Source organism: Novosphingobium sp. GW835-FHT14H07 (assembly GCF_058793515.1).
Genome location: NZ_JBXAFX010000086.1, coordinates 1 through 832 on the forward strand (window position 1 = coordinate 1; position 832 = coordinate 832).

Annotated in this window: 1 protein-coding gene; it reads right to left on the reverse strand. The window is 57.3% G+C overall.

Annotated elements, in window-relative coordinates; all coding sequences use genetic code 11:
• Position 1 precedes the first annotated feature (1 nt).
• Positions 2-766, reverse strand: a complete 765-nt coding sequence (locus tag AC1Q5P_RS21920) for an IS6 family transposase (RefSeq protein ID WP_006949122.1) — start codon at positions 764-766, stop codon at positions 2-4.
• Positions 767-832: the final 66 nt, after the last annotated feature.

Consider the following 832-nt stretch of genomic DNA (forward strand, 5'->3'; position numbering starts at 1 on the left):
ATTAGGCAGCATTGGCGAAATGCTTATTGAGCATAATCATGGTTTCGGTCAGGGCCGAGGGTCCAATTCCGAATGCTCTTTCAACCAGGCGCACCTCCCCCATGATACCTGGCTGCAGGCACCATGCCTGGGCCTGTCCTTTGCGTAGGGCGCGCATGACCTCGAAGCCCTTGATCGTGGCGTAGGCCGTTGGCATCGACTTGAAGCCACGTACCGGCTTGATCAGCATCTTCAGCTTGCCGTGGTCGGCCTCGAGCACGTTGTTCAGATATTTCACCTGCCGGTGCTCGGTTTCCGCCGCCAGTTTGCCTTCGCGTTTCAGCTCAGCGATTGCTGCGCCGTAGCTGGGTGCCTTGTCGGTATTGAGTTTGGCCGGCTTTTCCCAGTCCTTCAGGCCACGAAGAGCTTTGCCCAGAAAGCGCTTCGCCGCTTTGGCGCTGCGTGTCGATGACAGATAGAAATCAATCGTGTCGCCCCGTTTGTCGACCGCCCGGTACAGGTAGGTCCATTTGCCCCGCACCTTTACGTAGGTCTCATCCAGACGCCAGCTCGGATCAAAGCCGCGCCGCCAGAACCAGCGGAGACGCTTCTCCATCTCCGGCGCGTAGCGCTGCACCCAGCGATAGATCGTCGTATGATCGACATCGATCCCACGCTCGGACAGCATTTCCTCGAGATCACGGTAGCTGATGCCGTATCGACAATACCAGCGCACCGCCCATAGGATGACCTCGCCGGTAAAATGCCGTCCTTTGAAATCGTTCATCGCAACTGACCTTGACAGTACATGAGCCCAATCTTGGAAACCGTGTCAGAGTTTGCAACAGAGCCC